This window comes from Luteimonas sp. YGD11-2 (assembly GCF_004118975.1).
GTDB lineage: Bacteria > Pseudomonadota > Gammaproteobacteria > Xanthomonadales > Xanthomonadaceae > Luteimonas > Luteimonas muca.
Map to the genome: position 1 here is coordinate 2,842,174 of NZ_CP035376.1, position 25,577 is coordinate 2,867,750.

The window sequence follows — 25,577 nt, forward strand, 5'->3', positions numbered from 1 at the left end:
GTCGAAGGGGGTGAGCAGCCCGCGCACGCGTGCTCGCGTACGCTGATCCGTTTCCGGGGATCCCACACGTCCATGGCTCCGCACGACCTTCTACGCGTCTTCGAGACCCTGCCCGGCCACGTCGCGGTGCTGCGCGTGGCGCCCGGCTTCCCGGTGGTGGCGATGAGCCGCTCGCTGCAGGCGATGTCGTCGGATCCCGACAACGTGGTGGGACGCCCGTTGTTCGAGCTGTTCCCCGAGTCGGAACAGTCGCGCGGAAGCATCGAAGCCCTGCAGGCCTCGTTCGAACGGGTGGTCCGCAGCCGGGCGCCGGAGCAGCACGAGCAGCGCTTCGACATCGCCGATCGCGCCTCCGGCCGCTTCGAGGAGCGCTACTGGCTGGTGGTCAACACCCCGGTGCTCGACGACGACGGCGCCGTGGAATACATCCTCCACCAGTCCGAGGATGCGGCGACCGGGCGCCGGCACGGCTCGATGGCCATCCTCGATGCGATGACCGAAGGGGTGTTCACCCTCGATCGCCAATGGCGTTTCAGCTACGTCAATCCGGAAGCCCACCGCATCCTGCGCGCGGAGCCCGGCTCGCTGGTCGGCGCGGTGATCTGGGAGCGCTTTCCCGGCTCCCGGAACTCCGCCTTCAGCGAGCACTACCGCCGCACCATGCATGAGCGCGTCGCCACCACGTTCACGGGTTTCTATCCCGGGCTGGAAGGCTGGTACGAGGTCACCGTCTATCCCGCACCGGAAGGCATCTCGGTGTATTTCCGCGACGTCACCGCGCGCGTGCTTGCCGAACAGGACCGCGAGCGGCTGGCCGCGGAATCCGAACACCAGCGCCGCGTCTACGAGACCGCGCTCGACAACACCCCGGACTTCGTCTACGTGTTCGGCACCGATCACCGCGCCATCTACGCCAACCAGGCGCTGCTGCGGGTATGGGGCGTGGACGACGTGCGCGGCAGGACCTGGCTGGACCTGGGCTACGAGCAGTGGCACGCGGACATGCACGACCGCGAGCTCGCCGAGGTGATCGCGACGCGGGCGCCGATCCGCGGCGAGATCCCGTTCACCGGCACCAACGGACGGCGCATCTACGACTACATCTTCGCACCGGTGTTCGATGCGTCGGGCGCGGTGGTGGCGGTTGCCGGTACCACCCGCGACATCACCGAACGCCAGGCGGCCGAGCAGATCATCCACGAGCACGCGCAGCGCCTCGCCGAGGCCGACCGCGCCAAGGACCACTTCCTGGCCACGCTGTCGCACGAGCTGCGCAACCCGCTGGCGCCGATGCGCTACGGGCTGGAAATCCTGCGCGCGAGCACCGAGCCGGGCGGCCAGCAGGCACGCATCCATTCGATGATGGAACGCCAGGTCGACCACCTGGTGCGGCTGGTCGACGACCTGATGGAGGTCTCGCGCATCACCCGCGGCACGCTGTCGCTGCAGGTGGAGCCTGTGCTGCTTGCCGAGGTCGTCGACAGCGCGGTCGAGGCGTCGCGACCGGTGATCGATGCCGGCCAGCACAGTCTTGTGCTCGACCTGCCTGCAACGCCGGTGGTCGTGCATGGCGACCGCGTGCGGCTGGCGCAGATCCTCGGCAACCTGCTCAACAACGCGGCCAGGTATTCAGCCCCGGGCGGCAGGATCGTGCTGCGCGCGCGCGTGGCCGGCGACGAGCTGACGCTGTCGGTGATCGATTCCGGCGTGGGCATGGAGCAGGCGGAGATTCCGCGACTGTTCGAGATGTTCAGCCGCGGCGAACACACGCGGGCGTCGCACCAGGGCGGGCTCGGTATCGGCCTGGCGCTGGCGCGGCGGCTGGCGGTGCTGCATGGCGGTTCGCTGGACGCGGTCAGCGGCGGGCCCGGCACCGGCAGCACCTTCAGCCTGGTCCTGCCGCTGCAGGGCACCGACGCGAGCCCGTCATTTCCGTGCGACGACCCCGATACCACCCGGCTCGGGTTGCGCGTCCTGCTCGCCGACGACGACGCCGACGTCGGCGGCAGCCTCGCCGAGGCGCTGCGGCTGTCGGGCGCCGAGGTGCATCTGTTCGACAACGGCGGCGACGCCCTGGCCCGGTTCGACACGGTCGATCCGCATGTCGCGATCCTCGATATCGGCATGCCGCACCTCAGCGGCTACGAGGTCGCGCGCGCCCTGCGCAGGCGCGGGGTCCGCACGCCCCTGGTCGCGCTGACCGGCTGGGGCCAGGCCCAGGACCGCGAGCGTGCGTTCGCCTCCGGCTTCGACCATCACCTGGTCAAGCCGGTGGCGATGCCGATGCTGGTGGACCTGCTCGCATCGATCGAAGGCGCTGCCCGGGCCGCACCTTCGCCAGGCACGCGCCATGACAGCGTGGCAGCGCCCGCCCCCGGCCCTTAGGCCCGTGGCACCCGGCGCCTACTCGACGGTGACGCTTTTGGCGAGGTTGCGTGGCTTGTCGACGTCGGTGCCGCGCGCCAGCGCGGTGTGATACGCCAGCAGCTGCACCGGGATGGTGTGCACGATCGGGCTCAGCACGCCGACGTGGCGCGGGGTGCGGATCACGTGCACGCCCTCGCTCGGCCCGAAATTGCTGTCGGCATCGGTGAACACGAACAGCTCGCCGCCGCGCGCGCGCACTTCCTGCATGTTCGACTTCACCTTCTCCAGCAGCCCGTCCTTCGGCGCGATCACCACCACCGGCATCTCCGCATCCACCAGCGCCAGCGGGCCGTGCTTGAGCTCGCCGGCCGGATAGGCCTCGGCGTGGATGTAGGAGATTTCCTTGAGCTTGAGCGCACCCTCGAGGGCGATCGGGTAGTGCACGCCGCGACCGAGGAACAGCGCGTTCGCCTTGGAGGCGAAGCGTTCCGCCCAGCCGGCGATCTGCGGCTCCAGGTTCAGCGCGTGCTGCACGCTACCCGGCAGGTGGCGCAGCGATTCGATGTGACCCGCTTCGTCTTCCGCCGACAGATTGCCGTTGAGCTTTGCAAGTGTCGCCGCCAGGGCGAACAGGCCGACCAGCTGGGTGGTGAAGGCCTTGGTCGAGGCCACGCCGATCTCGGCGCCGGCGCGGGTATAGAACACCAGCCGGCTGGCGCGCGGGATCGCGCTTTCGGGCACGTTGCAGATCGACAGCGTGCGCTCATGGCCCAGCGACTTCGCGTACTTCAACGCCTCCATCGTGTCGAGCGTTTCGCCCGACTGCGAGATGGTGACGATCAGGTGCTTCGGGTTCGCCACCGCCTTGCGGTAGCGGTATTCGCTGGCGATCTCGACCGAGCACGGCAGGCCCGCGATCGCCTCGATCCAGTAACGCGCAACTGAACCCGCGTAGTAGCTGGTGCCGCAGGCGAGGATCTGCACGCCTTCCACGCCGGCGAACACGTCGGCGGCATCGGCACCGAACAGCGTCGGCTCGAACGCCGCGGCGTCGATGATCGCCTCCATGGTGTCGGCCACCGCTCGCGGCTGCTCGTGGATCTCCTTCTGCATGAAGTGGCGGTACGGCCCGAGCTCGAGCGAGGCCAGCGACACGTCGGACAGGTGCTCGTTGCGCTGCACCGGTGCGCCATCGCCATCGAAGACCTCGACAGCGTTGCGGGTGACGCGCGCGGTATCGCCTTCCTCCAGGAACAGCACCCGGCGCGTGGCCTGGATGATCGCCGACACGTCGGAGGCGATGAAATTCTCGCCCTCGCCCAGGCCCACCAGCAGCGGGCAGCCCATGCGTGCGCAGATCATGGTGTCGGGCGCGTCGCGGCTGATCACCGCCAGCGCATAGGCGCCATCGAGCTCGCGGGTGGCGGCCTGCACGGCGGCCAGCAGTTCCAGGCCCCGGTCGAGGTGATGGTGGATCAGGTGGGCGATGACCTCGGTATCGGTCTGCGATTCGAAGCTGTAGCCGAGCTCCACGAGCCGCTCGCGCTGCTGTTCGTGGTTTTCGATGATGCCGTTGTGCACCAGCGCCACGCCATGGCTGACATGGGGATGCGCGTTGGATTCGGTCACCCCGCCATGGGTGGCCCAGCGGGTATGACCGATGCCGAGCGAGGCCTCGAAGCCCTCGGATTCGGCGGCACCGGCCATTTCGGAAACCCGCCCGGTGCGGCGCACCCGGCGCATCCGCCCCTCGGCCAGCACCGCGATGCCGGCGGAATCGTAGCCGCGGTATTCCAGCCGCTTCAGCCCCTCGACGAGGACCGGCACGACATCACGACCCGCGATGGCACCGACGATTCCACACATGGACTGACTCCGGACAGGGGCCGCACATTGTAGGACAGCGCCGTCGCGCGCCGGCTGCACCGCCGCTGTCCAATCCGGGCCGGCCATGCCTAGAATCGGGCGCACGCCACGGCCGGGGAAGCCCTGTGAGCGAACAACTGCAAGCCCTGATCGCCGCCGCCGGCAGCGCGGCGAATGCCCGTCGCTGGCACGACGCCGAACGACTGTGGTCGCAGGTGCGCGCGCTCGACCCCGGCAATGTGCAGGCGCTTTTCAGCCTCGGCGTGCATGCGCACCAGCGTGGCGACGCGGCTGGCGCCGTGGAGCTCCTGGAGGCCGCCCGCGCGGCCGCGCCCGGCGATCCGATGCTGGCGCTGACCCTGGCCGTCGTGCACCGCGATCTCGGCGACACCGCGCAGGAGTGGGCGGCCATCCACGCCGCACTGGCGCTGGACGCGTATTTCCTGCCGGCATTGCTGGCCAAGGCGGAATTCCTCGAACGTGAGCGCCGCGCCCGTGCAGCAGCGGGCGTGTTTCGCGACGCGCTGAAAGTCGCACCATCCGAGCCGCAGTGGCCACCTGCATTGCGCCGCCGCCTTGCCCACGCCCGTGACATGGTCGCCCGCGACACCGCGGAGCTCGAAGCCTTCCTGGCCCACGCGGTCGCCGCCCCGCGCCAGGCGGTGGCCCCGGCGGCCGGCGGGCGCTGGGACGAGGCGGTCTCCATCCTCGCCGGGCGGACGCGGCCCTATCCCTCGGAATGCAACCAGCTGCATGTCCCCAGGCTGCCGGCGCAGCCGTTCTACGACCGCGACCTGTTTCCATGGATCCCGGCACTGGAAGCCAGCACCGACGCCATCCGTGGCGAACTCGAGGCACTGGTGGCCGGCCAGCTGGACGGCTTCCAGCCCTATATCGCATTCCGCGCCGACCAGCCGGTCAACCAGTGGCAGGCCCTCAACCACTCGCGCGACTGGAGCTCCTTCCACCTGTGGGCGCACGGCGAACCGGTCGCGGAGAACATCGCGCGCTGCCCGGCCACGGCCGCGGCGCTGGCCGCGGTGGACGCGGTCTCGATCGCCGGCCTGTGCCCGAACGCGATGTTCTCCGCGCTCGCGCCGCACACCCACATCCCGCCGCATACCGGCGAAACCAATGCGCGGCTGGTCGCCCACCTGCCGCTGGTGGTGCCGCCGGACTGCAGCTTCCGTGTCGGCTACGACCGCCGCGGCTGGGAGCCCGGACGGGTGTTCGTGTTCGACGACACCATCGAGCACGAAGCCCGCAACGACAGCGACGCCCTGCGCGTGGTGCTGATCTTCGATGTCTGGAATCCGCTGCTGTCGCTGGAGGAACGGGCGATGGTGGAGACGCTCGCGCGGGCGATGCGCGATTACCGCAGCGCCGGCGACACCTGACCGTCGGCCGCGTCCGGCAGCTCCATGCCCGCCGCGCACAGCATCGCTTCCAGCGGCTGCAACTGCTCGTGGTAGCGGCGCCAGCGTCCCGACGCATCGGCATACAGCGGTTTGCGGACCTGCCAGGCGCTCGCGGTCTTGACCGTGTTGTCCAGGCGATGGAACCGCAGGCAGTCGGCATGCCAGGCCAGGTCCAGCTGCTCCAGCAGCGTGCGCAACGCGCGCTCCGGCGCGGCGACGAAGGCGTCGTAGTCGAACTCCAGCACGTCGCCCGGATACAGCGCGCGCCAGTGCGCGACCAGCCGCTGCTGCTCGAGGAAGTGGTGGCCGATCGCCTGCAGGTCCGCCGCCCATGGAAAGGCACGCGGGTTGAGGTGCTGCATCAGCACCGACAGCGCGATGTCGCGCGGATCGCGCACCGTGTGGATGATTTTCGCCTGCGGGAACAGCTGCTTGACCAGGCCGATCAACAGCACGTTGTCCGGTCGCTTGTCGGTCACCATCCTGCAGGCCGCGGCCTGCGGCGGCAGCCGCGCCATCAGCGCACGGTGGTACTCCGCGGCCAAAGCGTCCCGACCCCGGTCGTCGAGTCCGGCGACGGCCGCCGGGAACGGCGACAGCACGGTGGCGGCCATCCGCGGCAGCAGGTCCAGCTCGCCCGCCGCGGCGATGTCGGGATGCGCGGCAAGCACCTGTTCGAGCAGGGTCGAGCCGGAGCGGAACATTCCGCAGATGAACACGGGCGCCGGCTGCAGGCGCTGCGGACGTGCCAGCGCAGGCTGTGGAAACGCATCGATCAGCTGGCGCGTACGCGCTTGCGCTGCACCCGGGTCGTAGCCGCGGTGGCCGGCGTGCGCGAGCGCCTTGCCGGCAGCGAAGGCGGCGAATGCGGCAGTGGCGTCGCCGAGCGCATCGTGAGCCCTGCCGCGGGCGAAGCACAGGTTGGCGCGGGTCGCGGCCGGCACACGCGGGTCATCGGCCATGCGCCGCAGCTGCCCGAACAGCGGATCCTCCGCATGGCTCGGCGGCTGCAGCGAGGCCAGCCGTGCCAGCGCCTCGGCCGCCATGGGGTCGCCGGCGCCGCGTGCCAGCAATTGCCGGTAGCTGGTGACCGCGTCGTCGCGCCGGCCGCGCTCCTCGTGCAGGTTGCCGAGGTTGAGCAGCGCGTGCGGATGCGCTGGCGACAGCCCGAGCGCACGCTGCAGTTCGGCCTCGGCGGCATCGTCGCGGCGCAGGTGGTCGGCAAGGATCGCGGCACGGTTGACGTGGACCATCGCGGGGTCCGCAACGCCATGCCGCAGCGCCTGCTCGTAGGCGTCGATGGCCGCCTCGAACACGCCGGCATGCCGCAGCGCATAGCCGAGGTTGAACCAGCCATCGGCGTCCGCCGGCCGTCGCTCCAGCAGGCGACGACATGCCTCGACCGCGGCCGGCCAGTCGCGCGCGGCCAGTCGTTCGTGTGCATGCCGGCGCAGCGCCGCCACGTCGTCCCCTTCCCGCATGTGCGCTCCGCGCCTGCCGCGCCGACGCATACTCTATGCCAGCGCCACATCGACCACGCCGGAGACCGCGCAATGCCCAGTCGTCCCGTCCGCCTGTTGCCGTTGCTGTTCGCATGCGCCTGGCCAGTCGCGGTCTCCGCCCAGGGCACGGCCGATGGCGGCCATCCGTGTGCGGCCACCGTGGATCCCACGCAACGGCTGGCCTGCTACGACCGCGCCTTCCCGCCGCCACCCGCAGTGCGCGAAGCCGCCGCCGCGCGCGCGGTCGATGCCTTCGGCCTACCGCGCGCCGCCACGCCGTTGCGCGGTCCGGGCGCGTCCGCGGGGGATGGCGATCCGGATGCGATCGAGGCGCGCGTGACCGCTGTCGAACACGCGGGTGGCCGTCGCACGGTTCTGCTCGCCAACGGCCAGCGCTGGTCGGTGGAAGGCGGTGTCGCGGGCCCGCTGGCCGCGGGTGATCTGGTGACCATCCGCAAGGGCGCACTCGGCAGCCACATGCTGCGCACGCCGGGCGGCGTCAGCCTCCGCGCACGGCGCGTGCGCTGACCATGACGGCGCCGGTGGCAACGCGCGCGCTCACCCGCACGCAGGCGCAGCGTTTCCTCCAGGCCCAGGCACTGTTGCAACGCCGCGATGGCGCCGGTGCCTGCCGGATCGCGCGCACGCTTGCAGCCGAGGCGCCGGACGCCGCCGACGCGCAGCAGCTGCTGGCGATGTGCCTGGCCGACCAGGGTGATGCCGCGGGTGCGCACGCGGCGTTCGCACGCGCACGGGTGCTGGCACCGCACAGCGACGTCGTCGCACTGAACTTCGCCTCCTGGCTGCGCGGCAGCGGCAGGCTGCGCGATGCCCTGCAGGTGCTGGATTCGGCCCCGGTCACTGCGCAGACCCGGTTGCAGGCGGGCGCCATCCACCTGCAGCTCGGCGATGGCGTGGCAGCGCGCGCGGCGTTCGCGCAGGCGGTCGACCTGCAGCCGGGACTGGCGCAGGCCTGGCATGGGCTGGCCAGCGCGCTGCAGGCCGAGGGCGAGCTCGATGCCGCCGATGACGCCCTGCAGCGGGCGATTGCCCTGGCACCCGGCTATGCACCGGCGTGGGTCAATCGTGGCGCGGTGCTGCGCATGCTGGGTCGCCTCGACGCGGCCACCGGATGCCTGCGCCGGGCGCAGGCGCTGGGTCATGACACACCCGAGGTGCGCAACGCGTTGCTCGGCCTGCTGCAGGACCGCGGCGAGCCTGCGCAGGCACTTGCAGCCGCGCGCGACCTGGTCGCGGCTGCTCCCGACTTCGTCGCCGCACAGGAATCGCTTGGCCACCTGCTGTGGGAGCACGGCGATGCGCTGGCGCCCGGCGAGGACCCGTTCGCCGCCTTTCGCGAGGCCGCGCGCACGCGCCGCGGCCATCTGCCGCTGCAGCTTGCCTATGCGCGTGCGCTGCTGGAGGCGGGCCGCGCGGCAGACGCGCTGGACTGGCTGCAAGCGCTGCGTGCCGGTTGCGACGAGCCGGCGCTGGAGTGGCTGGTGGCGGATGTCCTCGACCGCCTCGACCGCCTGGACGAAGCCGGTGCGCTGTATGCACGCGTCGCCCGCCGGCTGGGCGACCGCCATGCCGGTTTCCTCAACGCGCACGCACGCCACGCCTTCCGCAGCGGCGACCCGGCGCTGGCGCGTGCCTGCGCCGAGCGGGCGGTGCGCTGCGATCCACGCAACCAGGAGGCCTGGAGCCTGCTCGGCACCGCCTGGCGGCTGGCCGGTGATCCGCGCGAGGACTGGCTGTTCGGCTACGAGCACCTGGTCGGCGTGGTGGAGATCGACACCCCGTCCGGCTACGAGGATCTGGCCACGTTCCTGCAGGCGCTCGATGCCCGGCTGGCCGCGCTGCACCTGGCCTCGCGGGCGCCGCGGGCACAGAGCGTGCGTGGCGGTACCCAGACCCCCGGCCGCCTGTTCGGTCGCGATGATCCGGTGATCGCCGCGGCGGAGCAGGCGTTGCGGGGCGCCGTCGAACGCTGGCTCGCGGGCCTGCCGCACGACGCCACCCACCCGTTCCTGTCGCGCCTGCGCCGCAGCGTGCGTTTCGTCGGTTCGTGGTCGGTGCGCCTGCGTGCCGCCGGGCACCACGCCAGCCACGTCCACGACGAGGGCTGGCTGAGCTCGGCGTTCTACGTGGCGCTGCCCGATTCGGTGCGCGACGCCGCGGAGGGCAGCCACGCCGGCTGGCTGCAGCTCGGCCAGCCGCTGGAGAGCCTGCGGCTCGACCAGCCGCCGCGCCGGCTGGTCCAGCCGCGGCCGGGCCGGCTCGCGCTGTTTCCCTCCTATCTCTGGCACGGCACGCTGCCGTTCGCCGACCCGCAGCCACGGGTCACCATCGCCTTCGACATGCAGCCCGCGGGCTGAGGCGGGGCACTCAGTCCACGACGATGCCGGCACTGGCCAGGCGATCGACCAGTGGCCCGAGACGATGCAGGTGCCGGCGCGAGCTGCCCACCGAGCGCGCATGCACCGGTTCGCGCACCTGCGCCGCGCTGGCCGTGGTGAACGCGGCGGCGGCCGGTGCGGTGCCGTAGGCGGCATCCGGATCCCAGGGCAGGCCGCACCACTCGAGCACGCGCCGGGCCTGGCCATCCGGATCGGCCACCACGTCCTCGTAGCGCACGTCGAGAATCGTGCCGGGCATCACCGCCTGCCAGTGCGCCATCGTCTGCCGGTACGCGAGGTAGTAGCGCGCCAGCTCGTCGAGATCGTAGGAGCAGTGGTAGGCGTTGAAGAACAGCGTCTTGTAGACCGCGTAGCAGCTGTCGAGCGGGTCACGCTCGAGGTGGATGATGCGTGCATTGGGCAGCGCCCTGCGGATCACCCCGCAGTACATGTAGTTCACCGGCAACTTGTCGATGAAACGCGGTGCGTCGGCGGCTTCGGCGACGCCGCGCATGTACTCGCGTCCAAGCGCCTGGAAGTCGATCCGCAGCGATGCGTCCGCTGCCGACAGGTCGGGATGCAGCGCGTGCGCGCGACGCGTATGCGCGGCGATCAGCTGGCCGAGATCGAGCGGCTCGCCGGCCGACTTCACCTGGCCGCCCTGCACGAGGATGCGCTCGACCAGCGTGGTACCGGTGCGTGGCATGCCGACGATGAAGATCGGCCCGGGTTCGCTGAATTCCACCACCGGGGCCTGCACGACTTCGGCGGTGTAGGCGGCGCGGATCGCGGCCTGTGCATCGCCTTCGGACTGGATGTCGTACTGCAGTGTCTGTCGCTGCAGGCGCGCGCCGGTCTCCAGCGCGTCGAAGGCGTCGTCGTGCTCGCCCAGGTCCTCCAGCTCCTTGGCCAGCGCATACCACGCCGCGGCCGCCCATTCCGGGCGGCCGAGACCCGCGGCAATGCGTGTGCGCAGCGCGTCGACGTGGTTGCGCGCAGGTGTCTGCCGCCGCAGCGTGCTGCGCAGGTACAGCGCATGCCCGGCCTGTGGTACCAGGGCCAGCATGCGGTCGAGCTGCTCTTCGGCCTCCTCGAATCCACCGGTGAAGAACTGCGCGACCGCAAGGTCGTACAGCAGGCCCGGCTGCGCACCCAGCAGCGTCAGTGCCTGCCGGTAATGGGCGATCGCCTCGCCGGGGCGGTTGCAGTTGGTGATGATGCTTGCCGCCTGCCACAGGCTGCGGCCATCGCCGCGCGCCTGCGCGGACGCAGCCGCTTCGAGCGCGAGCGCACGCGCGTCGTTGCGGCGGCGCAGATGCAGGTAGAGCCCGGCCAGCTTGATGCGCAGTGCATCGTCGCCACCGCTGGCGACGATCGCGCGCAGCATCGGGTCGACCGCGTCGTCGAAGGCACCACGTGCCACCGCGACCTCGCCGGCGAAGACCAGGGCATGCACGTCATCGGGGAACGCTGCCAGCAACTCCCGGGCAAGGTCCCCGGCATCCTCGATGCGTCCCTGGCGCAGCAGTTCGTACCCTTGCTCCGTCCGCGTACGTGCGCGCTCCATCACTGTCATCGAACCCGTCTCCCCCGGGGTTGGCGTGCATCGAGTCTAGCTGCTGGCGCCCGCCACGCATGCGCAGTGAGCCCGAAAAGCTTCTCCTTCCGAATCGGGGCGATGTCTCACGGCTGGCGTGCCTCCGGCGCGACGCATTGCTCATCGCAGCGCACGCCGGGCGTTGTCCTCGCTCTTCGCCACGCGGTGGTGGTGGCGCAAAGCCGGAGGGCCGAGTGTCGAGTGCCAGGTGCCAGGTGCCGGGTGCCGAGAGCTGGTGCCTCTTCGTTCTGAGCCGCGCCGCCCGTCGCGCGCACCGGGGGGCGTGCTCCCCCGGCCGGAGTCCGCGTCCAGTTACCACGGCCGGCCGCCGGCCATCCATGGCCGGCTGGGAGCACACCCCCCGGTGCACGCGACGGGCCTCCTGCATTCGCCGGCTCCGGCACGGAGAGCAACAGCGGTTGCTGCCGGCGTCTCCTGCAACCGGGCCACGCTCGTGCGCTCAGCGGTCTCCCGTCCTTCGCTTCTCAGGATCGGCACGTGAACAACGATGGCGGCAGGAAGTCGTCGACCGCCACGACGGTCCGACGTTCTTCGCCGTTGGATCTTCCCGAGCCGACGACGGTTCCGGGCCCGCCGTGGACGCAGGGGGATGTCCAGAGCCGGCCATGGATGGCCGGCGGCCGGATGTGGGAGCAGGACGCGGAGATATCCGGCTGGGCATCCCCCTGTGGACGCGGCGGGCCGCCCGCGCCCCCACCCGGCCCGTGCTCCGGCTCCAGCTCTGGCTCCAGCGCTGGCGCTGCTCTGGCTCCGGATCTGGCTCGTACCTGACTTCCGAGCTTCGCAGTCCGGGCACGAGGTTTCCGCGCTCGGATGGAACCCCTCAATCCAGAGAAGAACCAGAAAAAAACGGCGGGCCGAAGCCCGCCGTTCTGATCGCACGCGTTGCTGCCAGGCCTCAGAAATCGAACGCGAGGCTGGTGAACAGGTAACGGCCCGCCTGGTCGTAGCCACCCAGCGAGTTGGCGTTGGTCGGCGCCAGGTTGCCACCGATCATCGGCGGCTCCTTGTCGGCGATGTTGTTCACGCCCAGCGTCCAGGTGATGTTGTCACCGACCTGCAGCGAACCCGACAGGTCGAAGTAGTTGAACGCCTTCAGCTTGCCCGGGCCGCTCAGGAAGTAGTCGCCGGTCAGGTCGGTGCCGTCGGTGTCGCGGTAATCCATTTCGCCGATGTAACGCCAGCGCAGGCCGATGGTGAAACGGTCCAGCGCATAGCGGACGTTGGCGATGTGGCGCCACTCCGGCGTTGCGCAGATCGCGTTGATCAGGCCGTCGCAGGCGTAGTCCGCGGAGCTGTCGCCCGGCACCGGCTGGAACGAACGTTCGAGGATGTGGCTGCCGACGAACGACGTGGTGACCCGGCCGGGGCCGGCCTGGAAGTTGTACGAGCCGGTGAGGTCGATACCGCGGTACTTGCGGCTGCCGAAGTTGCCGTTGGTGTTGATCACCAGGCCCGAGCTGTTCGGGTCGCTGCCGCGGAACAGGTCACCGGTGGCGGCGTTGCGGCGGATCAGGTCGCACATCGCGTCCTGGCCGTTGGCGCAGAGGTTGATGATGGTGCGTGCGCCGATCGTGCCGATGACGTTCTCGAGTTCGATGTCGTAGTAGTCGACGCTGAGCTCGAGGTTCTCGATCGGACTGGCCGCGAAGCCGACGGTCCAGGTGTTGGCGATTTCCGGATCCAGGCTGGGGTTGCCGCCGATGAACTGGTTGTTCTGCCCCGCCGGGTTGGCGGCCACGTTGCCGTACTGCGCCGGGGTGATGCCGGTGCGCACGCACTGCTCGACACTGAACTCGGGATCGGGGCCCGCGCACGGGTCGTCGCCCACCCACAGCGCGATCTGCTGGTCGGCGAACAACTCGCCGACGTTGGCGCCGCGGATGGCGCGGTTGAAGCCGGCGCGGAAGCGGTACTGGTTGTCCATGAAGCCGGCACCCAGGCCCACCTTCCAGGTGTTGACGTTGCCCGAGGTACTGTAGTCGGTGTAGCGGTAACCCAGCTGCAGGTCGACGCTGTTGAAGCCGCCGCGGTCCGACAGCAGCGGCACGTTGGCTTCCGCGAACACCTCGTCGACGTCGTAACCGCCGGTGAGGTTGGTGGTCGGGCCACCGAGGCCGGTGAAGTTGCCGGTCTGCATGTTGGCATCGGCCACGCGACGGAAGCGCTCGTCGCGCTTCTCGTAGCCGATCACCGCGCTCACCGGGTTGTCCGCGCCCGGAATGCCGAAGCCGAGGTCACCGGTGGCGTAGGCGTTGAACACCTTCATGTCGGTCGTGTAGTTGACGATGCCCACGCCCTGCAGCGCCTGGGCCTGCTCCGGGGTCACGCTGTCGGACCAGACCTCGTACGGCACGCAGCCGTCGAAGGCGCCGGTCGGGCAGCCCAGCAGCGCATCACGCACGCGCGTGGTGATGAAGTCGTTGCGGTTCTCTTCCTTGACCGAGGTGCGCGCGTACTGCAGCGACGCATCCCAGGTCCAGCCGGAATTGAACAGCGCACCGGTGGCACCGGCGACGATGCTGTAGTTGGTGGACTCGTTGTCGGTGATGCGCGGGCCGCCCTCGACGTTGCGCTTGGCCACGTAGACGGTGAACTCGTCATCGACGATGCCGACGTCGGCACACATCGAGCCGATCACGTCGGTGTCGCAGTTGACGGTGATGTCGGTGAAGAACGCGCCCGACGGCGCGATCTGCGTGCCGCTGCGACGGTTGACGAACATCGTCTCCAGGTAGGGCTGGAAGTATTCGTTGACCTCGTACTTGACGCTGCTGCCGGCGGTGAAGCGCGTATCCGGGCGCTGGTAGTAGTTGACCGGCGCGTAGTTGTAGACATTGGGGCCATCGGGCAGGAACCAGCCCGATGCCGACGGCGCGACATAGGTGTACAGGCCCGAACCCGGTGCCACGATGTAGAAGTTTGCCGGATCGGCGGTCGGCGAGCCGCCGCAGGCGGTGCCGGCACCGTTGAGCGCACAGGCCGAGTAGTCGCGCTGGCCCTGCAGCAGGGCATTGCCCTTGCGCCAGGTGGCCCAGGCCATCGCGTGGCCGCCATCGCCGAACGCACCACCGATGGCGAAGTCGACGTTGCGGGTGGTGCCGTCCAGGCCGGAGCCACCGGTCGGATAGTCGAACCCGGCCTCGTCCATCAGGCCCTGGATGTAGCGGTTGTCGTTGTCGTGCTGGTAGCCGGAATAGCCGACGTTGACGCTGACGCCCTCGAACTCGTCGTCGAGGATGAAGTTCACCACGCCGGCGATGGCGTCGGAGCCGTACACCGCCGAAGCGCCACCGGTGAGCACGTCGACGCGCTGCAGCAGCCGCGCCGGGACGATGCTGATGTCGGCGGTCTCGAGCAGGCCCTTGGGGATGCGGCGGCCGTTGACCAGCGCCAGCGTGCGGTTTGGCCCCATGCCGCGCAGGTCGACGGTGGCGTAGCCGGTGGAGCCGTTGTTGAGGAAGTTGTCGAAGTCCAGCGCGAGCTGCGGGTACTGGTTGACCAGGTCCTCGACGGTCGTCGCGCCGGAATACTGGAACTCCTCGCGCGAGATTTCCGCGACCGGGCTCGAGGCCGTCATGGTCTGGCTGCGGATGCGGGTACCGGTGACGGTGATGCCGTCGAGGGTGGTGGCGGTGGGCGTGGGATCCTGCGAGGCCCCCTGGGCCTGGGCGAAGGCGGTGCCACTGCCTGCAATGCTCACTGCGCCTGCCGCGAGCGCGAAGACGATCGCGTCGCGCAGCTTGTGGGTCTTCAAACTCATCTCTCTCTCCAAAGTGATAAGGACCTGCTGCGACTGCTGTTGCGACTTCCCCCTGTGCCACGCCAGCCGGCGAACCGCCTGAATCGGCAAAGTGAACCGATACTAAGCGGACTTGAACCTGAAATAAACATATGTTTAACCCCGGATTCGCACTCCGGGGCGATCCCCTCCGCCCGGTGTGATCGGGCGCTGGCAGCGGACGTCTGCGGACGTCTGCGGACGTCCGCGAATGGGCTGCGGACACCCTTATTGCGCGAATAATTCGTTTGAATTCAGCTGGTTAGAAGTTGGCACGGGCCATGCTTGCCGATGGGCATCCACCGTTCCGGCCAGACCATGTCCCGCCCCACCCCCATCCGTGACACCTCCGCCCAGGACGCCCCCCGACCGGCCGGCGGGCATGCGCCGCTGCTCCGCCGCTGGCTGTGGCCGGGCGTGGCCGGCATCGCGGTGCTGGCGGTCGCCGGCTGGGTGGTGGCGTCCTGGGGCGATGGGGCGCGGTCGTACGACGCCTCGCGCCTGCGCATTGCCGAGGTCACCCGCGGCGACCTGGTGCGCGACCTCACAGCCGAGGGGCGCGTGATCGCCGCCAACAGCCCCACCCTCTACGCGATCGCCGGAGGCACGGTCACGCTGAAGGTCGTCGCCGGCGACCGCGTCGAGGCCGGCCAGGTGCTGGCCGAGATCGACAGCCCCGAGCTGCGCAGCCGGCTGGTGCAGGAGGAATCCACGCTGGCCAGCCTGCAGGCCGAAGCCGACCGCGCGACGCTGGACGCACGCATCGCCCGCGCCGAAGCACGCAAGCTGCTGGACCAGGCGCAGATCGACCGCACCGCCGCCGAGCGCGACCTGCAGCGCTACCAGCGCGCGTTCGATGCCGGGGTGGTCGCCCAGGTCGAACTGGCCAAGGCCGAGGACACCCTGAAGAAGACCGACATCGGCCTCGCCTCCGCGCGCGAGGACGCCGGCCTGCAGGGCCAGGGCGCGGGCCTGGATGCGCGCAACCGGCAACTGCTGGCCGATCGCCAGCGTGCGGTGGTGGACGAGGCGCGCCGGCAGGTGGAGGCGCTGACGCTGCGCGCGCCGTTCGACGGCCAGGTCGGCCAGGTGCAGGTCGCGCAGCACACCAATGTCGCCGCCAACGCGCCGGTGCTGGGCGTGGTCGACCTGTCGGTGTTCGAGGTGGAGGTCCGGGTGCCGGAAAGCTTCGCCCGCGACCTGGCCATCGGCATCCCGGCCGAGATCCGCTCCGGCAGCGAGGTGTATGCCGCGGCCGTATCGGCGGTCTCGCCCGAGGTGGTGAATGGCGAGGTCTCGGCGCGGGTGCGCTTCAGCGACGCGCAGCCGCCGGGCCTGCGCCAGAACCAGCGCCTGACCGCGCGCATCGTGCTCGATACCCGCCCCGACGTGGTGATGGTCGAGCGTGGCCCCTTCCTCGACCAGCTCGGTGGCCGCCATGCCTATGTCGTGCAGGGCGGTGCCGCGGTGCGGCGCCCGATCCAGGCCGGCGCCAGCAGCCTGTCCGCGGTCGAGATCGTCTCCGGCCTGGAACCCGGCGAACGCGTGGTCGTCGCCGGCAGCGAACTGTTCGACAACGCCGAACGCATCCGCCTTTCCGGAGAGTGACATGAACGCACCTGCCCCCGCCCTGCCGCAGTCCACGAACGCCTGCTTCCCCTTCGTCGTGCACTGGAATCCGCACCAGCTGGCCGATGCGGTGCCGCAGCGCCTGCACCGGCTCGACCTGCTGGCAGGACTCGATGGCACCGCGCACCACCCGCGCACCCTGCGCCAGGCCACGCGCCGCTACGCGCCGGCACCGCTGGCGTCCACCGACTTCCGCATCCACGGCTGACCGGCCGCCCGCCCTTTCCGGAGTGTTCCCATGCTGCACATGCAAGCCGTCTCCAAGGTCTACCGCACCGAGCTCGTCGAAACCCATGCCCTGCGCGCGCTCGACCTGCATGTGCGCGAAGGCGAGTTCGTCGCGGTTACCGGGCCCTCGGGCTCGGGCAAGACTACGTTCCTCAACATCGCCGGCCTGCTGGAGAGCTTCACCGGCGGCGAGTACCACCTCGACGGCGTCGACGTGAAAGGGCTCAACGACAACGCACGCTCGCGCCTGCGCAACGAGAAGATCGGCTTCATCTTCCAGGGCTTCAACCTGATCCCCGACCTCAACCTGTTCGACAACGTCGACGTGCCGCTGCGCTACCGCGGCATGCCGGCGTCCGAACGCCGGCTGCGGATCGAGGATGCGCTGGGCATGGTCGGGCTGGGCTCGCGGATGAAGCACTACCCGGCCGAACTCTCCGGCGGCCAGCAGCAGCGCGTGGCGATCGCCCGCGCGCTGGCCGGCAGCCCGCGCCTGCTGCTGGCCGACGAACCGACCGGCAACCTCGACTCGCAGATGGCGCGCAGCGTGATGGAACTGCTGGAGGACATCCACCAGCAGGGCACCACCATCGTGATGGTCACCCACGACCCGGAGCTGGCCGCGCGCGCGCAGCGCAACGTGCACATCGTCGATGGCATGGCCACCGACCTCGTCAGCGAGCCCGGGCTGGTGCGCCGCGAGCCCGCCGTCGCCGGCGCCGTGTAACGCGCGGACGACTGCGAACGCACGGATCCATCCACCAGGACGCGGCGCCCTTCCCGCGCTGCGACCGATCACGGAACCACCGCCATGTTCGGCTACTACTTCAACCTCGCGCTGCGCAGCTTCCGCCGCAACCGCGCGCTGACCGCGCTGATGGTGCTGGCGATCGCACTGGGGATCGGCGCCAGCGTGACCACGCTGACCGTGTTCCGCGTGCTGTCGGGCGATCCCATCCCGCACAAGAGCGACCAGCTGTTCTACGTGCGCATGGATCCGGGCACGCTGGACGGCTTCACCCCCGGCAACGAACCCGCCGAGCAGATGACCCGCTTCGATGCCGAGGCGCTGCTGCGCGAGGCACGTGGCGACCGCCAGGCGCTGATGTCCGCGGGCTCGGTGGCGGTGGAGCCCGACGCCGAAGGCCTGACCCCGTTCGTGCTGCAGGCGCGCTACACCTCGGCGGACTTCTTTGCGATGTTCGACACCCCGTTCCGGCATGGCAGCGGCTGGCAGCGCGGCGACGACGAGGCGCGCGCGCGCGTTGCGGTGATCTCGGGGGCGATGGCCGAGCGCCTGTTCGGCGACACCGACCCCACCGGTCGCAGCCTGCGCCTGGGGCGCACCGACTTCCGCGTGGTCGGGGTGCTCGACGACTGGCGGCCCGCCCCGCGCTTCTACGACGTGATCTCCGGCGAGTTCACCGAAGCCGAGGACGTGTACCTGCCGTTCTCCACCGCGCGCGACCTGCGCCTGCCCGTGCAGGGCAGCATGAACTGCTGGGCCGAGCCCACCGGCGAGGAAGGCTCCACCGGCCCCGATGCCCCGTGCACCTGGGTGCAGTACTGGGTGGAACTCGGCACCCCCGCCAAGGCCGCCACGTACCGCGCCTACCTGGACAACTACAGCGCGCAGCAGCGCCAGGCGGGCCGCTTCGAGCGGCCGGACAACAACGCGCTGACGCCGGTCATGGCGTGGCTGGCCGAACGCGAGGTGGTGCCGTCCGACGTGCGCCTGCAGGTGTGGCTGGCCTTCGGGTTCCTCGCCGTGTGCCTGCTCAACACCGTCGGCCTGCTGCTGGCCAAGTTCATGCGCCGCGGTGGCGAGATCGGCGTGCGCCGCGCGCTCGGCGCCAGCCGCCGCTCGATCTTCATGCAGTGCCTGGTGGAGGCCGGCACGGTGGGGCTGGCCGGCGGCGCGCTGGGCCTGGCGCTGGCGCTGCTGGGCCTGTGGGCCGTGCGCCGGCAACCGGCCGAATACGCCGAACTGGCACGCATGGACCCGACCATGCTGCTGGTGACCTTTGCGACGGCGCTGTTCGCGAGCCTGCTGGCCGGCGTGCTGCCGGCGTGGCGCGCGATGCAGGTCACGCCTGCCATCCAGCTCAAATCCCAGTAACGCTCCGCACGCGAAGAGACCTCCGCCATGGAACTCCGTCCGATCCTCTCCACCCTGTCGCGGCACAAGACCGCCGCCGCGCTGATCGTGTTCGAGATCGCGCTGTCGTGCGCGATCGTGTGCAACGCGCTGTTCCTGATCGCCGGGCGGCTCGAGCGCATCGACCGCCCCACCGGCGTCGACGAGCAGCACGTGGTCACCCTTCAGGCGCGCGGCCTGACGACCGACACCAGTGCCGATGCGGTGACGCAGACCGATCTCGCCGCACTGCGCGCGGTGCCCGGCGTGGCCAACGCCACCATCAGCGTGCAGGTGCCGTTCGGCAACTCGAACTGGAACAGCAGCGTGCGCACGACCCCCGACCAGCGCGGCGAAACCATGAACGCGTCGAACTACATCGGCGACGAGCACTTCATCGACACGATGGGCCTCGAGCTCGTGGCCGGGCGCAACTTCACCCGCGACGAGGTCGGTGACTTCGGCCGCATGCGCGCCGAAGGCGCGGTGCACTTCCCGGCGGTGATCCTCACCCGGGCCACCGCGGAGCGGCTGTTCCCGGCAGGCGACGCGCTCGGCAAGCCGCTCTACATCTGGGGCGAGGAGCCCAGCCGGGTCATCGGCATCGTCGAACGCCTGGTGAAGCCGAACGATTCCGGTTCGGCCGCGAGTTACGGCGAGTCGGTGCTCCTGCCGGGCCGGGTGCCCTATTCGAGCGGCAGCTATCTCGTGCGCGTGAACGATCCCGCACAGCGCGACGCGGTGCTGGAGCAGGCGCGCGAGGCGCTGATCGCACAGGGCCCCACGCGCATCGTCGATGCCGAACAGGCGCGCACGCTGGAAAGCATGCGCGACCGCTACTACCGCCAGGACCGCGCGATGGCGTGGATGCTGGTGGCGGTGATCGTCGCGCTGCTGGTGGTGACCGCGCTGGGCATCGTCGGGCTGGCCAGTTTCTGGGTGCAGCAGCGCAGCCGCCAGATCGGCATCCGCCGTGCGCTCGGCGCCACCCGCGGGCAGATCCTGCGTTACTTCCAGACCGAGAACTTCCTGCTGGCCACCATCGGCATCGTCATCGGCATGCTGCTGGCCTACGCGCTCAACCAGCTGCTGATGCAGCGCTACGAGCTGCCGCGGCTGCCGCTGTTCTACCTGCCGATCGGCGCCGTGGTGCTTTGGCTGCTTGGACAGGTCGCGGTCTACGGGCCGGCGCGGCGCGCGGCACTGGTGCCGCCGGCCGTCGCGACGCGCGGCGCCTGATGGCCAGCGCCGCCCGTTACGCGGTGGAGCTCGGCCTGCGCGGCCTGCTTCGCCACCCGCGCACCATGCTCCTCACCGTGATCCTGCTCGGCCTCGGGCTGGCCGCGGTGATGAGCATGTTGACGCTGCTGGCAATGCTGTCGGCCGATCCGCTGCCGGGCATCAGCGAACGCCTGCACCTGGCCTGGGTGGACTCGCGCGCCGCGCCCACCAGTGCGTCGGCGGCCGAACCCGATGCCGATGCGCCACCGTTTCTGTGGAAGCTCGCCGACGCGCAGGCATTGATGGACCTGCAGCCGGCGGTGCGGCAGACCGCGCTGGTATCGACACCGGTCACCGTGCAGCCCGGCGATGGCGACCGCAGCGACACCACCGTGGCGGTGCTGGCGCTGGGCCCGATGCCGTCGATGTTCGGGGTGCCGCTGCTGCGCGGCCGCTACTGGACCGCGGCCGAGGAGCAGGACCGCGTGCCGGTGGCGGTGATCGGCGACGCCACCGCGCGCGCACTGTTTGGCGACATCGACGCCGTCGGCCGCGACCTGCGCATCGGCAGCACGCTGTTCCGGGTGATCGGGGTGGCCGGCGCATGGGCGCCGCGGCCACGTTTCCATTTTCTGCAGGCCGGGCAGGCGGTGTGGAGCGAACGTTCGGAGTCGCTGTTCCTGCCGCTGCATGCGGCGCTGGATGCCGGTGTCGCGCCAATGGCCACGCGCGACTGCGATGGCCGCGGCGTCGGCGGTTTCGGCTTCGATTCGATCGACCTAGGCGCCTGCCGCTGGCTGGCGTTGTGGGCGGAGCTGCCGGACGAATCCGCCCGCGCGGCCTACGCCGATGCGCTGGCCGGCTATGCGCGCTCGCGCCACACCGCCGGCGTGTTCGAGCGCCCGGCGGCCAGCCGCCTCGACAGCGTGCCGGCGTGGCTTGCCGCCAACCGCGTGGTGCCCGACAGCGTGCTCCTGTACCTCTGGCTCGCGGTGGGCCTGCTGGCACTGTGCATGGTCAATGTCGCGGGATTGCTGGCGGCGCGCTTCCTGCGCCGCGGCAGCGAGCTGGGCGTGCGCCGCGTGCTGGGCGCGCCACGCCGTTCGGTGCTGGTGCAGTGCCTGGTCGAGGCACTCGCGGCCGGCACCCTGGGCGGTCTGCTGGCCTGGCCGCTGACGCTGTTCGGGCTGTGGGTGATCCGCCTGCAGGACCATGGCTATACCGACCTCGCGCGCTTCGAACCGCGGTTGTTCGCGCTGCTGCTGGCGCTGGCCATCGGCACCGGCCTGCTGGTGGGTCTGGTGCCGGCACTGCGTGCGGCACGCATCGAACCCGTCCTGCAGATCAAGAGTCCCTGAGGTGAGCATGCGCCTGCCCCTGCGCCCGATCGTGTCGGCCCTGCGCCGGCGCCCGTTGATGCCCTGGCTGGTCGCCGTCCAGGTGGCGGTCGCGGTGGCGATCCTCGCCAATGCGGTGTTCCTGCTGCAGCGGCAGGTCATGCCGCTGCTGGCCGACGACGGCATCGCCCGCGACCGCCTGCTGCTGGTCGACCAGATGGTCGCGCGACGGGGCAGCTGGACGGCGGCGCAGATCGATGCGGTCACCGCGCTGATCGATGGCATTCCCGGCGTGGAGGCGGCAGCGCCCGCGCTCGGGCTGCCGATGAAGCAGTCGATGACCTTCACCCTGTCGCTGCGCGGGCCCGGTGGCGAGAGCGTGGTCGCGAGCGGCTTTGCCGGCGAAGGCCTGCGCGAGGCGCTCGGCTTGGACCTCGTGCAGGGCCGCGACTTCGAGCCGGGCGAAGGCTTCCGCGTCGACCTCGCCTCCGGCGGCGTCGACATCCCCGCGGGCACCCCGGTGATCCTGACCGAAGCGCTGGCGCGGTTGTGGTTTCCCGATGGCGATGCACTGGGCGGACGGCTGGAACAGACCGACGGCGGGCGTCACCTGGTGGTGGTGGGCGTGGTCCGCCGCCTGCTGCGCTACCAGCTCGACGAGCTCGACGACGGCCGTGCGCAGTACTCGATCCTGCTGCCGGCGCAGATCGTGTCGGTGCCGGTGCTCAACTACGCGGTGCGGGTGGATCCGCAGCGTCGGGATGCGGTGGCAGACGCACTCCCCGCGATGCTCGAGAACGAGTACGGCGCGCTGATGCTGGCCGGCGTGCCGGTGCGGGTCGACAGTTACGAGGCGCTGCGCGATGCCGCGTTCCGCTCCCGGCGCGCCGCGGCCTGGCTGTTCGGCACGGTGATCGCGGTGATCCTGGCGGTGACCGGCATCGGCATCGGCGGGCTCTCGGCGTACTGGGTGGAAACGCGGCTGCGGCTGATCGGCATCCGCCGCGCACTCGACGCCAGCCGACGCGACATCATCGGCCACTGCCTCGCCGAGAACGCCGTCGTGGTCGGCATGGGCCTGGTACCGGGCCTGGTGGCTGCCTATGCGATCAACCAGTGGCTGATGCAGGCGCATGCGATGGCGCGCCTGCCACTGGCCTACCTGCCGCTGGCCGCGCTGCTGCTGTGGCTGCTCGGCCTGTACGCGGCCTCCGGCCCTGCGCGCCGTGCGGCGCGGGTGCCGCCTGCGATCGCCACCCGCAGCGCCTGAGCGCACGCGTGTGCCCATGCCGATAAGCTTCGATCACCGTTCACCGCCGGCCCCTGCGATGTCCACCGTCCTGATCATCGACGACAACCCGGCCGTGGCCATCGCGCTGGACGTGCTGTTCTCGCTGCACGACATCCGCACCGTGCATGCCGAGTCCCCCGAGGCCGGGCTGGCGGCACTGGAGAGCGGCGAGATCGACCTGGTGATCCAGGACATGAACTTCCGCGCCGACACCACCTCCGGTGACGAGGGCACCGCGCTGTTCGCGCAGATCCATGCACGACATCCGCAGCTGCCGGTGGTGCTGCTGACGGCATGGACACACCTGGAATCCGCGGTCGAACTGATCAAGGCCGGCGCCGCCGACTACGTGGCCAAGCCGTGGGACGACCACAAGCTGGTGACCACCGTCGGCAACCTGCTGGAGCTGTCGGCCAGCCGCCGCGAGCTGGGGCGACGGCGTGCACGCGAGCAGCGCGAGCGCCACGCGCTCGAACAGGGCCACGATCTGTGCGGCGTGGTGTGGGCCGATGCCAGCACCGAACGCGTGCTGGCGCTCGCGGTGCAGGTGGCGCGTTCGGAGCTGCCGGTGCTGGTGACCGGGCCCAACGGCGTGGGCAAGGAGAAGATCGCGCAGATCATCCACGCCAACTCGGCGGTGCGCGATGGCCCGTTCGTGGCGCTCAACTGTGGCGCGCTGCCGGCGGAACTGATCGAGGCGGAGCTGTTCGGTGCCGACGCCGGTGCCTACACCGGCGCCAACCGCGCGCGCGAAGGCAAGTTCGAGGCCGCCGACCGCGGCACGCTGTTCCTCGACGAGATCGGCAACCTGCCGCTGGCCGGGCAGATGAAGCTGCTGCGGGTGCTGGAAACCGGCCGTTTCGAGCGCCTCGGCTCCAACCGCGAGCGCCAGGTGCGGGTGCGCGTGGTCAGCGCCACCAACGCCGACCTGCCGGCGCTGATCGCCTCGGGCCGGTTCCGCGAAGACCTCTACTACCGCCTCAACGCGATCGAGCTGGCGCTGCCGCCGCTGGCCGAGCGACCGGACGACATCCTGCCGCTGGCCCGGCACTTCCTGCCGGCCGGCAGGCGCCTGCGCCGCGATGCCGAGCAGGTGCTGCTGCGCCACCGCTGGCCGGGCAACGTCCGCGAGCTGCGCAACGTGGTGCAACGTGCCGCGCTGCTGTCGGCCGGGGACGATATCGGCGCCGCCGCGCTGGGGCTGCCCGATGCCGCACCTGCCGTGGCTGCGGCCATGGACCCGGATCGCGCGCAGATCGAGGCGGCGATCGAGCGTGCCGGCGGCGTGCTTGCGCAGGCCGCCGCCGAACTCGGGCTGTCGCGGCAGGCGCTGTACCGGCGCATGGACAAGCTCGGCCTGCGCCCGGACTGATGCTGCTTCCGCGGCTGCCGATAAGCGTCCGCCTGACCGCGCTGGCGGCGCTGTTCGCCATCGCGTGCGCGTTGCTGGGCAGCTGGCTGACCCGCTGGCTGCTGCCGTGGGCCGCGGTGCTGGCCGCGGCCGCGCTGCTGCTGCCGCTGCTGGTCTGGCAGGTGCGGCGCCTGCTCGACCCCGTGCGTGCGCTGTTCCGCGCGCTGGCCGGCGCGGTCACCGCCTATCGCGATGGCGACTACAGCTTCGGCATCCGCTGGGACGGCCGCGGCGAGCTGGCCGAGCTGGTCGATGCCCACAACCGCCTCGGCGACGTGCTGCGCGAGCAGCGCAACACCCTCGTGCAGCGCGAACTGCTGCTCGACACCATCGTGCAGAACACGCCGGTGGCGATGGTGCTGCTCGACCCGGTGCGCCGCGTGGTGCTCGGCAACCTGGCCGCGCGCAAGCTGCTGGGTGGCGGCAGGCGCCTGGAGGGCCAGGATTTCGATGCCGTCATCGAGGCCGCGCCGGCCGCGCTGCGCGAGGCGCTCGCGCGCGGCGGCGACGGCATGTTCAGCGTCGGCGACGGCGAGGACCAGGAGGACATCTACCACCTGTCGCGGCGCGTGTTCCGCCTCAACGGCCGCCGCCACGAACTGGTGCTGCTGCGCCTGCTCACGGCCGAACTGCGCCGGCAGGAGGTGCAGACCTGGAAGAAGGTGATCCGGGTGATCAGCCACGAGCTCAACAACTCGCTGGCGCCGATCGCCTCGCTCGCGCACTCCGGTGCCGAACTGCTGCGCCGCGGCCAGGCCGAACGGCTGCCGGCGGCGCTGGCCACCATCGAGGAACGCGCACGCCACCTCGAGGGTTTCATCCGCGACTATGCGCGCTTCGCCAAGCTGCCCGCACCACGGCTGGAAACGGTGGAGTGGGAGCGCTTCATCGAGCGCCTGCGCGACCAGGTGGCCTTCGGCTTCGACGGCACCCGCGACGGCAATGCACGCTTCGATACCGCGCAGATGGAGCAATGCCTGATCAACCTGCTGCGCAACGCACACGAATCGGGCTCATCGGCGCAGGACGTGCGGCTGGCGCTGCGCCGGCTGCCCGATGCCTGGCGCATCGAAGTGCTCGACCGCGGCAGCGGCATGAACGATGCGGTGCTGGCGAACGCGCTGCTGCCGTTCTACTCGACCAAGCGCAACGGCACCGGCCTGGGCCTCGCGCTGGCGCGCGAGATCTGCGAAGCGCATGGCGGCCGCATCGCGTTGCAGAACCGCGACGGCGGCGGCCTCGCCGTCAGCCTCACCATCCCCCAATAGAGAACCGCGGCCCACGGCCGCCACCGACGTCCCTCTCCCGCCTGCGGGAGAGGGGGGGACCACCTGCAACGCAGGTGGTGGGGTGAGGGGAAACGCCGCAGCCA

General features: G+C 70.7%; 17 protein-coding genes. 13 read left to right on the forward strand and 4 right to left on the reverse strand.

The genetic code is table 11. The features are described 5' to 3' along the window. Nucleotides 1–72 precede the first annotated feature (72 nt). A complete protein-coding gene (locus ERL55_RS13185; RefSeq protein WP_129136824.1) occupies nucleotides 73–2,385 on the forward strand; it encodes a PAS domain-containing protein in 2,313 nt (770 codons plus the stop codon). Nucleotides 2,386–2,403: 18 nt separating this feature from the next. Here ERL55_RS13185 and glmS read toward each other — a convergent pair whose 3' ends face one another. Continuing rightward, on the reverse strand, nucleotides 2,404–4,233 hold the full coding sequence (gene glmS, locus ERL55_RS13190; RefSeq protein ID WP_129136825.1) for a glutamine--fructose-6-phosphate transaminase (isomerizing): 1,830 nt from the start codon (nucleotides 4,231–4,233) through the stop codon (nucleotides 2,404–2,406). 125 nt (nucleotides 4,234–4,358) lie between these two features. Between glmS and ERL55_RS13195 the strand changes: the two genes are divergently transcribed. Then, nucleotides 4,359–5,630 carry an aspartyl/asparaginyl beta-hydroxylase domain-containing protein gene (locus tag ERL55_RS13195; protein WP_129136826.1) on the forward strand — a complete coding sequence of 424 codons (1,272 nt, stop codon included), beginning with the start codon at nucleotides 4,359–4,361 and terminating at the stop codon, nucleotides 5,628–5,630. Here the strand turns inward: ERL55_RS13195 and ERL55_RS13200 are convergent. Continuing rightward, the gene (locus ERL55_RS13200; RefSeq protein ID WP_129136827.1) at nucleotides 5,606–7,132 is read right to left on the reverse strand and encodes a sulfotransferase; all 1,527 of its coding nucleotides are present in this window, start codon (nucleotides 7,130–7,132) and stop codon (nucleotides 5,606–5,608) included. The genes ERL55_RS13195 and ERL55_RS13200 overlap by 25 nt on opposite strands. A 72-nt stretch (nucleotides 7,133–7,204) precedes the next feature. Between ERL55_RS13200 and ERL55_RS13205 the strand changes: the two genes are divergently transcribed. Beyond that, nucleotides 7,205–7,681 carry a hypothetical protein gene (locus ERL55_RS13205; protein WP_129136828.1) on the forward strand — a complete coding sequence of 159 codons (477 nt, stop codon included), beginning with the start codon at nucleotides 7,205–7,207 and terminating at the stop codon, nucleotides 7,679–7,681. A gap of 2 nt (nucleotides 7,682–7,683) precedes the next feature. Beyond that, nucleotides 7,684–9,531, forward strand: coding sequence for a putative 2OG-Fe(II) oxygenase (locus ERL55_RS13210; RefSeq protein WP_129136829.1), 1,848 nt, complete (start codon nucleotides 7,684–7,686; stop codon nucleotides 9,529–9,531). Between the two features lie 10 nt (nucleotides 9,532–9,541). Here the strand turns inward: ERL55_RS13210 and ERL55_RS13215 are convergent, their stop codons facing one another. Beyond that, a complete protein-coding gene (locus ERL55_RS13215) occupies nucleotides 9,542–11,128 on the reverse strand; it encodes a sulfotransferase (protein WP_129136830.1) in 1,587 nt (528 codons plus the stop codon). A 940-nt stretch (nucleotides 11,129–12,068) separates the two neighbouring features. Continuing rightward, entirely contained in the window at nucleotides 12,069–14,933 is a 2,865-nt protein-coding gene (locus ERL55_RS13220) for a TonB-dependent receptor (RefSeq protein ID WP_129136831.1), read from the reverse strand. Between the two features lie 336 nt (nucleotides 14,934–15,269). Between ERL55_RS13220 and ERL55_RS13225 the strand changes: the two genes are divergently transcribed. The 9 genes from ERL55_RS13225 (at nucleotide 15,270) to ERL55_RS13265 (ending at nucleotide 25,473) form a co-directional block, all read left to right on the forward strand. Next, the gene (locus ERL55_RS13225; RefSeq protein ID WP_129136832.1) at nucleotides 15,270–16,559 is read left to right on the forward strand and encodes an efflux RND transporter periplasmic adaptor subunit; all 1,290 of its coding nucleotides are present in this window, start codon (nucleotides 15,270–15,272) and stop codon (nucleotides 16,557–16,559) included. A 1-nt stretch (nucleotide 16,560) separates the two neighbouring features. Further along, a complete protein-coding gene (locus ERL55_RS13230; RefSeq protein WP_129136833.1) occupies nucleotides 16,561–16,788 on the forward strand; it encodes a hypothetical protein in 228 nt (75 codons plus the stop codon). Nucleotides 16,789–16,818: 30 nt separating this feature from the next. Beyond that, the gene (locus ERL55_RS13235; RefSeq protein ID WP_129136834.1) at nucleotides 16,819–17,535 is read left to right on the forward strand and encodes an ABC transporter ATP-binding protein; all 717 of its coding nucleotides are present in this window, start codon (nucleotides 16,819–16,821) and stop codon (nucleotides 17,533–17,535) included. A gap of 84 nt (nucleotides 17,536–17,619) precedes the next feature. Continuing rightward, nucleotides 17,620–18,927 carry an ABC transporter permease gene (locus ERL55_RS13240; protein WP_129136835.1) on the forward strand — a complete coding sequence of 436 codons (1,308 nt, stop codon included), beginning with the start codon at nucleotides 17,620–17,622 and terminating at the stop codon, nucleotides 18,925–18,927. Between the two features lie 27 nt (nucleotides 18,928–18,954). After that, the gene (locus ERL55_RS13245) at nucleotides 18,955–20,184 is read left to right on the forward strand and encodes an FtsX-like permease family protein (protein ID WP_129136836.1); all 1,230 of its coding nucleotides are present in this window, start codon (nucleotides 18,955–18,957) and stop codon (nucleotides 20,182–20,184) included. Continuing rightward, nucleotides 20,184–21,524, forward strand: coding sequence for an ABC transporter permease (locus ERL55_RS13250; RefSeq protein WP_129136837.1), 1,341 nt, complete (start codon nucleotides 20,184–20,186; stop codon nucleotides 21,522–21,524). The genes ERL55_RS13245 and ERL55_RS13250 overlap by 1 nt, the downstream gene beginning before the upstream one ends. 7 nt (nucleotides 21,525–21,531) lie before the next feature. Then, on the forward strand, nucleotides 21,532–22,773 hold the full coding sequence (locus tag ERL55_RS13255) for an FtsX-like permease family protein (protein WP_129136838.1): 1,242 nt from the start codon (nucleotides 21,532–21,534) through the stop codon (nucleotides 22,771–22,773). Between the two features lie 58 nt (nucleotides 22,774–22,831). Then, nucleotides 22,832–24,166, forward strand: coding sequence for a sigma-54 dependent transcriptional regulator (locus tag ERL55_RS13260; protein ID WP_129136839.1), 1,335 nt, complete (start codon nucleotides 22,832–22,834; stop codon nucleotides 24,164–24,166). Beyond that, a complete protein-coding gene (locus tag ERL55_RS13265) occupies nucleotides 24,166–25,473 on the forward strand; it encodes a HAMP domain-containing sensor histidine kinase (protein ID WP_129136840.1) in 1,308 nt (435 codons plus the stop codon). The genes ERL55_RS13260 and ERL55_RS13265 overlap by 1 nt, the downstream gene beginning before the upstream one ends. Nucleotides 25,474–25,577 lie beyond the last annotated feature (104 nt).

Bases quoted from the DNA above. Each gene is read 5' to 3' on its own strand.
- ERL55_RS13185 (WP_129136824.1), top strand. From the start codon at position 73: ATGGCTCCGCACGACCTTCTACGCGTCTTCGAGACCCTGCCCGGCCAC.
- glmS (WP_129136825.1), bottom strand. From the start codon at position 4,233: ATGTGTGGAATCGTCGGTGCCATCGCGGGTCGTGATGTCGTGCCGGTC.
- ERL55_RS13200 (WP_129136827.1), bottom strand. From the start codon at position 7,132: ATGCGGGAAGGGGACGACGTGGCGGCGCTGCGCCGGCATGCACACGAA.
- ERL55_RS13205 (WP_129136828.1), top strand. From the start codon at position 7,205: ATGCCCAGTCGTCCCGTCCGCCTGTTGCCGTTGCTGTTCGCATGCGCC.
- ERL55_RS13210 (WP_129136829.1), top strand. From the start codon at position 7,684: ATGACGGCGCCGGTGGCAACGCGCGCGCTCACCCGCACGCAGGCGCAG.
- ERL55_RS13215 (WP_129136830.1), bottom strand. From the start codon at position 11,128: ATGACAGTGATGGAGCGCGCACGTACGCGGACGGAGCAAGGGTACGAA.
- ERL55_RS13220 (WP_129136831.1), bottom strand. From the start codon at position 14,933: ATGAGTTTGAAGACCCACAAGCTGCGCGACGCGATCGTCTTCGCGCTC.
- ERL55_RS13225 (WP_129136832.1), top strand. From the start codon at position 15,270: ATGTCCCGCCCCACCCCCATCCGTGACACCTCCGCCCAGGACGCCCCC.
- ERL55_RS13230 (WP_129136833.1), top strand. From the start codon at position 16,561: ATGAACGCACCTGCCCCCGCCCTGCCGCAGTCCACGAACGCCTGCTTC.
- ERL55_RS13235 (WP_129136834.1), top strand. From the start codon at position 16,819: ATGCTGCACATGCAAGCCGTCTCCAAGGTCTACCGCACCGAGCTCGTC.
- ERL55_RS13240 (WP_129136835.1), top strand. From the start codon at position 17,620: ATGTTCGGCTACTACTTCAACCTCGCGCTGCGCAGCTTCCGCCGCAAC.
- ERL55_RS13245 (WP_129136836.1), top strand. From the start codon at position 18,955: ATGGAACTCCGTCCGATCCTCTCCACCCTGTCGCGGCACAAGACCGCC.
- ERL55_RS13250 (WP_129136837.1), top strand. From the start codon at position 20,184: ATGGCCAGCGCCGCCCGTTACGCGGTGGAGCTCGGCCTGCGCGGCCTG.
- ERL55_RS13255 (WP_129136838.1), top strand. From the start codon at position 21,532: ATGCGCCTGCCCCTGCGCCCGATCGTGTCGGCCCTGCGCCGGCGCCCG.
- ERL55_RS13260 (WP_129136839.1), top strand. From the start codon at position 22,832: ATGTCCACCGTCCTGATCATCGACGACAACCCGGCCGTGGCCATCGCG.
- ERL55_RS13265 (WP_129136840.1), top strand. From the start codon at position 24,166: ATGCTGCTTCCGCGGCTGCCGATAAGCGTCCGCCTGACCGCGCTGGCG.